Genomic DNA, 11,842 nt, shown 5'->3' on the forward strand with positions numbered 1-11,842 from the left:
TTCAATGAGCGGAATTTTCACATCCATGTTGCAGTTATGGCTTGAGATCCCTGCGTTACTTGGCTATTTAAAGGGGCAAACATTCCATAAACCCTTTTCAAAAGAAGAGGAAGCTGCTTGTATTGAACGATTTTTAGGCGGTGATGAGCAAGCGCGTCTTGATTTAATTGAGCGCAATATGCGACTCGTTGCACACGTTGTAAAAAAATTTCACCCGAAACACGAACAACTAGACGACTATATTTCCATTGGTACTATAGGGCTTATGAAAGCTGTAGAGAGTTACACTCCTGACAAAAAAACACGCCTTGCCACTTACGCTGCCCGCTGTATCGAAAATGAAATTTTAATGCATCTGCGTACTCAGAAAAAAGTGCAAAAAGATGTTTCCTTATTCGAGCCAATTGGTACAGATAAAGATGGTAACGCCTTACAGATCCGAGATCTCTTACAATGTGATGAAGAGAGCGCAACTGAAAAAATTGAACATAAAGAACATGTTGCACAACTATATCATTATTTGCATATGCTCGACGATCGTGAACTCGAAATAGTAACCCTTCGCTATGGTTTAAACCAACATGATGCCCTTACTCAAAAAGAAATCGCTGCTCGTTTAAATATTTCTCGTAGCTATGTTTCTCGCATTGAAAAGCGGGCACTTATTAAACTCTATCAATTATATAAACGAGACCAAAAGTCTACTGAGTAATATATTGTAAATTGATAATTGAAAAATTTCAATGGATCCTTAACATTAACATACCATGAATCACGCATTTTTTGTTACAAAAGGCTCTAAAGAAAGAATTCTCATCTACCGAAAGCTTTAGATAAATTATGTGTACAGCATAGTGAATACTATTCATTTTTCTTTTATTTGACGCACAAAATAGTAATTATCTTAATCCCACTAACTTTTAAAGAGATAAACGTAGTTGTTGATGAAGCAATGAAGCTATAAAAAAAGCTCCCTTGCGACCTGAATGTCGCAAAGGAGCGTTTCCCTCAATGAAATTCTACAGTTTCTGAAAGTTCTGCTGAAATGAGTGTACCGAGTAACGTCGTTATAATGACTACACCTGCTGTTAAAAATAGCATCATGAATGCCTCCCATCCAAATATGAAGAGATTTAATTAATAACAGTTTAGCATTAGCAAGACTTTTTAACTGTGATTTTTCTCACACTACAGATCACTCATTTTGACCATTCTGTGTACTTTATCCCTATTAACGGGCAGTAAAAGTACGATTGGTGAAAACTACTAATCAGCGAGGTGGTAAAAAAACTCCCCACCGATTATAGTTTTACTTTATAGCGTTTCAATAGCTTTTAATACTATTTGCGTCGAATGCTTTGCAGCTACTGGTAAAAACTCATCAAAACTAATATTCGATTCTTTCCCAGCAATATCTGATAAAGCACGAATAACAACAAACGGAGTACCAAATTGATAACATACTTGCGCAACTGCTGCCGCTTCCATCTCAACTGCCTTCATTTGTGGGAAATGTTGACGGACTGCTTCTACACGAACAGGATCATTCATAAAAGCATCTCCTGAGCAAATTAAACCAATACCAAATTGGTGCTCTCCAACAGCCTTCACTGCCTCTTCAGCCACTTTCATAAGTCTTTCATCTGATTTGTAAGCTGCTGGCATACCAGCCATCTGACCAATCTCATAACCGAAAATCGTAACATCTACATCATGATGACGGACTTCATCTGAAATAACAACTGCGCCTACTTCAAGTGTTTCGTCATAACCTCCGGCAGAGCCCGTATTAATAACTACATCAGGCTTAAATTCATGTAATAGAATGGTAGTTGACATTGCAGCATTTACTTTACCAATACCACTTTTTAATAAAACTACATCTTTCCCTTCATAAGTTCCAGTTGTATATTCACTGCCTGCGATTGTTGTGCTTTTTGCATTGTCTAATGCTGCTCGTAAAAGCTCTACTTCTTCTTCCATTGCGCCGATTACTGCAATTTTCATGTCTCTGTTACTTCCCTTCATTGTTTAACTCTATTAAAAATACTCAATCAAGTTATTTTCGTCAATAGGCGCCATTTAATGTATTTAGTTGCTCAAGTTTCACTGGTAACCAGCCCTCATTGTCAACCCACTCCATGTTGACGCGATACATTTTTGTCTTATCATTCGTTGAAACTGTCGCTACGGCCGTATTAGCACTGCCGTTATTTTGAATACGCCAAATAATCATATTGTCCTTTTCTATGCCTGTAACAGCTGTAACTGTTGCAACCTTTTCAGCCCAGTCAACTGATGTATCATCGTAAGAAGACACGTGCTGACCTGTTTGGGTTGTAGGCGTTGGCTTCCAATCTTTATTTGTTATAACCTTGTCAACAATTGGGTCATCGGATGTAGTTTCAATAGCAGCGTCCTTTTCAGATGATGGCTGTTCTTCTTTAGGCTCTTCTTTTGTAGATTCATTATCTTTTACTGAAACATCATTATTTTCCTCTTTAGAAGGCTTTTCTTTCCCATCTCCATCATCGTTCTTTTGCTCTTGTGCTGGTTCGTCTTTCACGGCATTTCCTACATCATCCTGCCATTTAAACACGTATGTTGCAGTTATAATAATCAATATCACGACAATACCAATTAAAACATTCAAAAGTTTATCTAGCTTTTTATTACGAGATGGCTGCAAATGACGACTGCTTCTAGTTTGTCGTTCACTCATGAATTCTCCCCCTCTCTAGCCAATATTCTATCAAGTTCAACGGGACTTGCAAAATAATTGTGCTCATGTATTTAATCAAAGATAAAATAAAAGCTCTCTTGACGTTCATTTCAATGGATGCTGTCCCTTGATGTAAAAACTTTCATAAAAGAGGAAATTAAGATAAAAGCAGCTAGCTCTCCTTAAAAAGATAAGCTAACTGCTTGTACAAAATTATTTGATTGAAATAATTTTAACTTTCATTTCGCCACCAGGTGTTTGTACGACAACCTCTTCGCCTTCAGCACGACCTAGCAAGCCTTTAGCAATTGGTGATTCATTAGAAATACGGAATTCCATTGGATCTGCCTCAGCAGAACCAACAATCGTATACGATTCCTCATCTGTTGATGGTTTACCATTAATAATTTCTACAAATGTAACCGTTTTCCCTAGTGAAACTACACTGTTGTCTGTTTCATCCTCAGAAATAATAACTGCGTTACGAATCATTGATTTTAATGTAGAAATACGACCTTCTAAAAAGGCTTGTTCTTCTTTAGCTGAATCATACTCAGCGTTTTCAGAAAGATCTCCGAAGTCGCGAGCGATTTTAATACGTTCAACAATTTCTTTACGTGTTTCTGTTTCTAATTTTACTAATTCTTCTTCTAATTTTCTTTTACCTTCAGCTGTCATTGGGTATTGTTTTTCGTTTGCCAAAGTCCTTCACTCCTTATTTCATCAATACAAAAACATAAAACTCGACCAAATGCCATGTGTGATGCATTTAATCGAATTTTATTGTTTTTAATCGGTTTCAAAATTCTCTTTGACCTAATAGTATGCATGCTTTTCAAAAATATGCAATGATTCGCATGTAAATATTGTCAATACCACTCTATCTTATTACAATACGTTGTCAGTTTCAAGAATAGTTTTAATTTTCGTGACCATCAAATCAATTGCAACTTCATTATCCCCACCCTCAGGGATAATAATATCAGCATATCGTTTCGTCGGCTCAATAAATAAGTTATGCATTGGACGCACTGCAGATAAATATTGTTCGATTACAGAATCTGTTGTACGTCCACGTTCTTTTATATCACGCATAATACGACGAATAATACGTAAATCTGAGTCCGTATCTACAAATAATTTAATGTCCATTAAATCACGTAAATCTGCATCCTCTAACACTAAAATACCTTCTAGTATAATAACATCTACAGGTTCTACATGAACAACTTCTTCTGCTCTTGTATGCTGTACATAATCATAGACAGGCTTGTCAATTGGTTGACGTACCAATAATTTTTTTATGTGCTTAATTAATAAATCATTATCAAACGCTAACGGATGGTCATAGTTTGTACCTAAACGCTCCTCAAACGTTAAATGACTTTGATCTTTATAGTAAAAATCTTGTTCAATTACAACTACTGAATGATCACGGAAAACATCATAAATAGCACGGGTCACACTCGTTTTTCCTGAGCATGAGCCACCAGCGATTCCGATGACAACTGGACGCTTCACTGCCATTAATTATTCTCCTTTCGCATCATGTTATGCGGTTTTAATAGTGTGTCGCATTTAAATTTAACAATTTGTAGTGGATGACGGGCAGCATCTAAGCTATTGCCATCCTCATCCCAAATTTCACCCATTGTAAAACGGAAATTTTCGATTTCTGGTCCAAAGAATTCTACCTCATCGCCAGGTTTAAAATAGTTACGTTGTTGCATTGTCACAATTTTCGTTTCTGGATCATGTTCTAAAATAAGTCCAGCAAACTCATACGTCGTTTTACGGCCATGTACACCAAACATTTGCTCCTCGTGGCCAGGTGCATCGTGGAAGAATGCTTCAGCCGTATCACGGTTAGCACATTTATCTAGTTCTTCAAGCCATTCACGTTTAATCTTGAAATTGTCAGGGTCAGCACAATAAGCATCAATCACTTTACGGTACACTGAAACAACTGTAGCAACATAGTGAATGGACTTCATACGCCCCTCTACTTTCAATGAATCAATACCAAGTTCAATCATATGTGGAATAGCTTCAATTAGCTTTAAGTCTTTTGGACTCATCGCAAAAGGTGCGTGATTATCATCGAAAAGTGCCTTTTCTTCATCATCTTCTAACTCATACAAATCATAGTCCCAGCGACAAGATTGACAGCAACCACCACGGTTAGAGTCACGAGCAGTCATGTGATTTGAAAGTACACAGCGACCAGAATAAGCGATACACATTGCTCCATGAACAAATGCTTCAATTTCAATATCGACTTTTTCCTTCATCAGCTTCATTTCTTCTCCGCCAACTTCGCGGGCCAACACTACACGATGTAACCCTTCTTCTTTCCAATACTGTACTGCCTTCCAGTTTGATAAAGATTGCTGTGTAGATAGGTGAATTTCAAGCTTCGGTGCAGCTGTACGGCATGTTTCGATGATCAGAGGGTCCGCTACAATAATGCCTGTAACACCTGCAGATTCAATATCTTTTAAGTATTGCTCTAAGCCGTCCATATTTTCATTGTGTGCGAAAATATTTGTCGTAACATAGATTTTTGCACCGTATTTATTGGCAAATTCAACACCTTCGCGCATTTCTTCAATTGAGAAGTTATCTGCGTTTGAACGTAGGCCGAACTCTTGTCCACCGATAAATACAGCATCTGCACCGTAATGAACGGCAACTTTTAATTTTTCTAAACTACCTGCAGGGGCAAGTAGCTCTGGTTTTTTTGTAATGACACGTTTACCGTCGACAATCTCACGGATTTTGTCATTTTGTTCTAATGCTAATGCCATGTTCTTGCCACCTCCTAGTAAACTGTTTCCTTGAAGATAAAGCCAGTATCAAGAGGTCTGATGGCAGGCTGAATGTCTTCAATTTTTGCTAATAAATCATCTTTAATATCTTCATACGCATCTTCTGATTCGTCAAAATATGTGTCAATTGCTTGACGATAAGCTTCTGTAACTGTGATTACATATTCTGGTGTTTGAAGGACACCCTCAATTTTCAATGCATCAATACCACCTTCGAATAATTCACCGAGCTCATCAATAATGCACATATCGTTTGGACTGAAAATATGCGTACCGTTAGCATCCTCATAAATTGGATATTTATTATTACGTTCATCATCATGAAGGAACATATTGCGATTTTCCTTACGATTCTCAATTTCCATTACTTTATCCTGATACAAGAAATAATGGCCAAGTAATGCACGCTTTGATTGGAACATACATGTCATCCCATGTACTTGAACTTCAATCTCTACTTCCGCATTTTCTTTAATTTCAAGCACTTCATCTAAAGAAAGTTCACGAGCAAGTACTGCGCGAGTTGCTCCACGTTTCCCCCAATAATTTACCGTAAACCAGTTTGTGGCAATCGTTTCTGGACTCCAATGTAACGGTATTGTTACACCTTGCTCACGACGGATGATTACTACTGCTGGATCACCGTAAATTAAACGGTCAACGCCAATACGTTGCATTTCTTTTAAATACTCGGCAAGTGCATCCAATTTTTCATTATGGAATAACGCATTTACCGCAACATAAACTTTTTTACCCGCTGCATGAATCAGCTTTGTAGCTTCTTCCACTTCATTAACAGAAAATTCTCCTGCTAGGCGAAGACCAAATTGTTGTTCACCAATGACAAAAGCATCTGCTCCAGCCTGTAAAAGTTCTTTTACATGGTCCACTGATTGCGGTGTAACAAGCAATTCAGGTTTTTTCATAATAGTCACCTCTTCAAACATAGTAATAAACCATCACCGACTGGTAAAAATGCACTTGTATAATCAGGGTGCTCCATAATCCATTCGGTAAAGTTTTTTAAATTGCGAATCATTGTACGCTTGCGACGTGGTACATCTTTTAAATCCAAATCTGATAAGCCATGCATATACATATTATCGATATACAGAACTCCACCAGATTTTACAAGAGGTGCATACTTTTCGAAAAAGCGTTGATATTGTCCTTTTGCAGCATCAATAAACACCGCATCGAATGTTGTATGAATGGCCTCATCGTTCACCTCTAAGGCATCTCCTTCAATGACCGTAATCCGATCTGATACTGTAGAACGTTCAATATAGGCCTTCGCTCTCGCAACACGCTCTGGATCTCGCTCGATTGTAACGATTTGCACATCCGGTAAAGCCTCCGCCATTCTTATTGCAGAATAACCAATTGCTGTACCAATCTCTAAAATTTTCGACGGATTTTGAATACGTAGCAGTTGGTTTAGTGCATCAATGCCTGCAAGTTGCATAATCGGCACATGATTCTCCTCCGCAAATGCTTCCATTTCTAAAAGCAAATCATTACGTGGTTGAATAAATGATTGTATATATGCATCTGATAATTCCATTTTTAAGTTCACCCTCATATCAATTATGCCTCGGCATAATTGCGTCCGGAACGGGCTTTGTGCTTGCACAAAGCCCATTCTGTGACATCCGCCAGAGGCTTCATCATTTAGCACCAAAAAGAAAAAGACCAAACGCGATGTCTTGGTACTTCGTCATATAAAAATGAGCAATTGTTTTTTATCAGCTCAAAACAATTGCCACCACGTATATTATCCCGCATTAACGGACTGCTTGAATTATTCCATGCGGATTGATTAAAAATCACATTTTATAATAGCACGAAAATAGAAGGAAAGCTATTTTTCTTTCCTTCTATCCACATTATTGCTATATATTTTTTAATAATTTCAATTATGCCTCGGCTAAATGCGTCTCGAAACGACTGAAAAATAACTTAAACTCGCATTCATGTCATCACCTATAAGATGGAGAACTTTTGTAACTGACGTTACAAAAAACATCTGTAGCTGTCGTTTCACTTTCGCTACAAAAAACATCTGTAATTGACGTTGCACTTTCGTACGTAAACATTTGTTGAAAGAAGTTAAAAGTAATTACTCTGCCTTACGCAAGTATTTTTCTACTTTCTGTAAATGTTCATCATATGTTTTCGAGAAGTGGTTGACACCTTGTTTATCCGCTAAGAAGTAGAGGTAATCTGTTTTACTTGGATTTAGCGTTGCTTCAATTGAAGATTTTCCAGCACCCGCAATCGGACCAGGTGGTAAGCCTTTATTTTTATAAGTATTGTAGACGTTATCTACTTCTAAATCTTTGTACATCACACGATCTTTATGAGAGCCAAGTGCATATAAAACGGTTGGGTCTGTTTGTAGTGGCATCCCTTGATCTATACGGTTATAGAATACGCTCGCAATCGTTTCTCGATCTGTTTGGGCAGTAGCTTCTTCTTCCAGTAATGAAGCAAATGTTAACAATTGATGGACGGATATTTTCTTTTCAGCTAAAACATCGCTGTAACTCTTCACAAGCTTGTCCATAGCCCCTACCATTTCGTCTACAATTGATTCTAATGAAGGTTTTTCTTCAAAGTAAGAATAAGTTGCAGGGAATAAATAGCCCTCTAAATCATAGCGAATATTATCAGCTAAAACTGCATCTGTCACAAGCTCAGGGTATTTAGCCTTCATTTTTTGCACAAATTCATCGCTTGTTACTAGGTCCATAAATTCTTTTTGAGTGTATGGCGTTTTCTTTTCCACAATATTACCAATTTGTTCAAGTGTTAAACCTTCAGGAATTGTCATTGTAAATACTGGCTTACGGTAGACTTTCCCAGTTTTCAAACTCTCTATGATCTCATCAAATGTCATCGCCTGTGTCAAATCATATTTCCCGGCTTGGAACTGGGATTCATTTTTAAACTTAGCGTAGTATTTAAAAACACGAGCATCTTTAATAATGCCCTCTTTTTCTAGTAAAGTCGAAATAGAGCTTAACCCAGAGCCAATTGGTACTTCAACCGCTATTGTTTTAGTCGCATCCGGATCGACTGGTTTTAAAGCACTCTTTACATAATTATAGCCAAATAAACCGATGACCCCTAATAGTAGAACAATAGAAATTGCAACAATAGCCACTATTTTTCTCACAATTTTTACCTCTGATTTTCTTTCTTGCATTTTTGAAAACATTTCTTGTTTTTTTGAACCGTTATTCACGGGTTTCCCCCCTATCACTTCATTATCATACTAGAAATCAACTATAACGACAAACAGAAATAGATAATTCAGTAAAAATAGCACACATAAAAAACTCTGAGTAGCAATTTACTACTCAGAGTTTTAATTATAAATCATTTAAGATATCTTCAACAAATTCCCATTCTTCATCTGTTTCAATTGGTAATAATTCTTCAATCGTTCCGTCATTTCCAGCTACATATTGGGCAGCAAAAATATCTCGTTCCTCCATTGACTCGTCCGTTGCCAAAACATATAGTACATAGGATTTACCAAATTGTTCTGATGAAAATGTATGAATAACCTCGCATACCTGATCTGTTCCATCCTCATCTGTTACTGTAATTAACTGTGGCCCCTCTTCAAATTCATCTAGAAGTGTTAGGACTACCTCGTTAATCATTTCCGATACGAAAAACATATACATTCTAAAAAAATGTAGACACTCTACTATGACACAACTTTTGACTTTCGTTTTGTGTCTTCCTTATTCTCCGAGTCTGGTTTCGCCGAAGCTACTGCCATTTTGTATGACTCTCCAAAGGCTTAAATTCCACAGTATCGTTGCGTACACATCTAAGGCTTAGTTTTTTGACATCCGCCGGAGGATTTAGGCCAGCACGATGCTGGTCACTCAGGCGTTTTCACAGGATGTGAAGTTCTTAGCCTGAGTTCCTCTATTTCAGTGGATGTTTAGACACCTGCTGAAAGAAGTTAAGCTCCTTAGATTGAATAATTTGCTAAGTTAATGCTTGTGTTCAAATCTCTATCCAACTTTAATCCGCAAGAGCAGATAAATAATCTGTCTTTCAGTCTCGAATCGGATTTGATTTGTCCACAACTAGAACAAGTTTAGCAAATTTCCCAATGGACATTAATTCCATGCGTACCATCTCTCTTTCACTAAGATAAAATACTTTACCCTATTTAGAGAGGTTGTTAACATTTTTATAGTTGTATATATTTTTCTTGTTCACACGAGGGCGCAACCCTTCATGCAGTCTTTCTCTCACGAGTAGACCTCTTATGCTTTCACATAAGCGCAGACTATATCTTCATCTTATCTTTTAATAAGAGCCACATTTTTCTTCCGCCATTCGCTTGCGGTTTTACTCTCCCTCAAGGAGATAGTCGTTGAACGTCTTCCTTGTCTCATAAGAGATTTAGGAGTTCGCTGCTAAACATCCATTGCCAAAGCACTTAGCGCTACCGTTTTCCGTTGTCACGATGATCCTTTACGGACACTGAGTAATTTTTTTCAGCCTATGCCATCCTTGTTGTTTTTTCTGCTTTCGCACCGTTACGTCTGCCGTTTCCAGCTCCGCTTTGGTCACAAGGCTTTAGGAGTTAAAAGCAATTAACGTGGAGTTCGCACCAATCGCTTGATACGAAGGGTATTCTGTTATAAATCTATACTTCTATACAGGTTTGTATAGTTTTATCTAAAATTTCTGCAACAGTTTAGTTACCCATTCCGCCTCTGTTTCAACAGGCTGCAAATTTGTCATTTCCCCATTATTATCATCATAATCGAAAGTCATAGCAGAAATGTCTCCAGGAATTTCATTACCATCTTCGTCGATTAACGAAAACAATACATATGATTTTTCTTCTGCATCAAAGGTGAAGACAACACGGCATTTTTGCTCCTTGCCATTCTCTCCAATGATCAGAAATTCTTGCGTTTCTTCGTTCATATAATCTCCTCCTTAATTAAGCTTAACTTTAATACGAGTCTTTAAATATCCAGTATCTTCCATCGATACTGAAACTATCTCAACATAGACTCTTCTTACAACCTCTTAGCTTCATTCTTCCTAAAGTAAAAAAGGAACAAGGAGTGCTTGTTGCCATCCTTGTTCCACACTTTTAAAGATTACGAATTACGATGATTATTCTTCGTTTTCATCTTCTAAAGCGTTTAATACGTCTTCTACCATATCCCACTCTGCTTCAGTTTCGATTGGTGTTAATTCACCATCTTCACCATTTTCAGATGGTACAAATGAAGATACGAAGATTTCTACTGAGCCATCTTCATCTTCTTCTGCGCCTATCATAGAGTAAAATACGTATGATTTACCAAATTCAGCTGATTCATGTACGTGAATCACTTCACAAAGCTGTTCATTTCCGTTCTCGTCAATCACTGTAATGTGTTGTACGTGTAGTTCTTCTTCATGGTTATGTTCGTGCGCCATGTCTTGTCACCTCATCAATTAATTTTTGCTATCCAAGTAGCCTTGTAAAATCATCACAGCAGCCATTTTATCTATGACTTGCTTACGCTTTTTGCGACTTACGTCCGCTTCGATTAGCATACGCTCGGCAGCCATCGTTGTTAAACGTTCATCCCAAAGTTTGACCGGTAGTGAAAATGTTTCTTCTAAAAGCTTTTTATAGTTTTCAGAAGCCTCTCCACGTGGTCCCACCGTATTATTCATGTTTTTTGGGTATCCTACGACAAATTCTGTTATAGCATACTCCTTCACTAGCTCGGCTATACGCTCAATGCCGAACTCGCCAATAGCTTCATCAATTTTTACGGTTTCAATACCTTGGGCTGTCCACCCTAGAGCATCACTTACAGCAACGCCCACGGTTTTAGACCCAACGTCTAATCCCATAATTCTCATTTCTAGTCCTCGTTATTCTTTTTAATATAAAACTTAACAAGCTCTTCTAGAATTTCGTCACGCTCAAGCTTGCGGATTAAATTACGAGCATCCTGATGGCGAGGAATATACGCCGGATCACCAGAAAGTAAATAACCGACAATCTGATTGATAGGGTTATATCCCTTTTCCTCTAATGAAGAATGTACTTTCAACATTACCTGCTTGACTTCCTGTTCCATTGATTCTTCTGGAAAATTAAATTTCATCGTTTGATCAAATGAACTCATGACCAGCACCTCGCTTTCAGAAATAAGGAGATGTGCAAAAAGCTCATCTCCAATTTCTCTTTATTATAACATGTTTTGGCGTATTATCAATTATGCCTCGGCATAATTGCGCCCGGAAT

14 protein-coding genes and 1 pseudogene are annotated in these 11,842 nt (G+C 37.6%); 1 reads left to right on the forward strand and 14 read right to left on the reverse strand.

Annotation, left to right across the window (positions count from 1 at the left end; genetic code table 11):
* Window positions 1–4: 4 nt before the first annotated feature.
* Window positions 5–712 (forward strand): RNA polymerase sporulation sigma factor SigK, encoded by a 708-nt coding sequence (gene sigK, locus AB9L17_RS17210; RefSeq protein ID WP_068983691.1) that lies wholly within the window; start codon window positions 5–7, stop codon window positions 710–712.
* Window positions 713–1,314: 602 nt separating this feature from the next.
* Here sigK and mtnN read toward each other — a convergent pair.
* The 14 genes and pseudogenes from mtnN to AB9L17_RS17280 form a co-directional block, all read right to left on the reverse strand.
* Window positions 1,315–2,007 (reverse strand): 5'-methylthioadenosine/S-adenosylhomocysteine nucleosidase, encoded by a 693-nt coding sequence (mtnN, locus tag AB9L17_RS17215; RefSeq protein ID WP_068983692.1) that lies wholly within the window; start codon window positions 2,005–2,007, stop codon window positions 1,315–1,317.
* A 61-nt stretch (window positions 2,008–2,068) separates the two neighbouring features.
* A complete protein-coding gene (locus tag AB9L17_RS17220) occupies window positions 2,069–2,722 on the reverse strand; it encodes a YrrS family protein (RefSeq protein ID WP_068983693.1) in 654 nt (217 codons plus the stop codon).
* A 213-nt stretch (window positions 2,723–2,935) separates the two neighbouring features.
* Window positions 2,936–3,424 (reverse strand): transcription elongation factor GreA, encoded by a 489-nt coding sequence (gene greA, locus AB9L17_RS17225; protein ID WP_068983694.1) that lies wholly within the window; start codon window positions 3,422–3,424, stop codon window positions 2,936–2,938.
* 186 nt (window positions 3,425–3,610) lie between these two features.
* Window positions 3,611–4,249 (reverse strand): uridine kinase, encoded by a 639-nt coding sequence (gene udk / locus AB9L17_RS17230; protein WP_068983695.1) that lies wholly within the window; start codon window positions 4,247–4,249, stop codon window positions 3,611–3,613.
* Window positions 4,249–5,529 carry a peptidase U32 family protein gene (locus AB9L17_RS17235; protein WP_068983696.1) on the reverse strand — a complete coding sequence of 427 codons (1,281 nt, stop codon included), beginning with the start codon at window positions 5,527–5,529 and terminating at the stop codon, window positions 4,249–4,251. Before AB9L17_RS17235 ends, udk begins: the two co-directional genes overlap by 1 nt.
* A 14-nt stretch (window positions 5,530–5,543) precedes the next feature.
* The gene (locus AB9L17_RS17240; RefSeq protein ID WP_068983697.1) at window positions 5,544–6,476 is read right to left on the reverse strand and encodes a peptidase U32 family protein; all 933 of its coding nucleotides are present in this window, start codon (window positions 6,474–6,476) and stop codon (window positions 5,544–5,546) included.
* A gap of 5 nt (window positions 6,477–6,481) precedes the next feature.
* Window positions 6,482–7,114, reverse strand: a complete 633-nt coding sequence (locus tag AB9L17_RS17245; RefSeq protein ID WP_068983698.1) for an O-methyltransferase — start codon at window positions 7,112–7,114, stop codon at window positions 6,482–6,484.
* Window positions 7,115–7,669: 555 nt separating this feature from the next.
* The gene (mltG, locus tag AB9L17_RS17250; RefSeq protein ID WP_068983699.1) at window positions 7,670–8,797 is read right to left on the reverse strand and encodes an endolytic transglycosylase MltG; all 1,128 of its coding nucleotides are present in this window, start codon (window positions 8,795–8,797) and stop codon (window positions 7,670–7,672) included.
* Between the two features lie 127 nt (window positions 8,798–8,924).
* Window positions 8,925–9,239, reverse strand: coding sequence for a DUF1292 domain-containing protein (locus AB9L17_RS17255; protein ID WP_375199532.1), 315 nt, complete (start codon window positions 9,237–9,239; stop codon window positions 8,925–8,927).
* 302 nt (window positions 9,240–9,541) lie between these two features.
* Window positions 9,542–9,658, reverse strand: a pseudogene (locus AB9L17_RS17260) (zinc ribbon domain-containing protein); the annotation flags it as partial.
* 602 nt (window positions 9,659–10,260) lie between these two features.
* Window positions 10,261–10,515, reverse strand: a complete 255-nt coding sequence (locus AB9L17_RS17265; protein WP_068983700.1) for a DUF1292 domain-containing protein — start codon at window positions 10,513–10,515, stop codon at window positions 10,261–10,263.
* Between the two features lie 195 nt (window positions 10,516–10,710).
* Window positions 10,711–11,019, reverse strand: coding sequence for a DUF1292 domain-containing protein (locus AB9L17_RS17270; RefSeq protein WP_068983701.1), 309 nt, complete (start codon window positions 11,017–11,019; stop codon window positions 10,711–10,713).
* A gap of 18 nt (window positions 11,020–11,037) precedes the next feature.
* Entirely contained in the window at window positions 11,038–11,454 is a 417-nt protein-coding gene (gene ruvX, locus AB9L17_RS17275; protein WP_223553605.1) for a Holliday junction resolvase RuvX, read from the reverse strand.
* 2 nt (window positions 11,455–11,456) lie between these two features.
* The gene (locus tag AB9L17_RS17280) at window positions 11,457–11,723 is read right to left on the reverse strand and encodes an IreB family regulatory phosphoprotein (protein ID WP_004226839.1); all 267 of its coding nucleotides are present in this window, start codon (window positions 11,721–11,723) and stop codon (window positions 11,457–11,459) included.
* Between the last annotated feature and the right edge of the window lie 119 nt (window positions 11,724–11,842).

The organism is Lysinibacillus sp. RS11 (assembly GCF_042019215.1).
GTDB lineage: Bacteria > Bacillota > Bacilli > Bacillales_A > Planococcaceae > Lysinibacillus > Lysinibacillus xylanilyticus_A.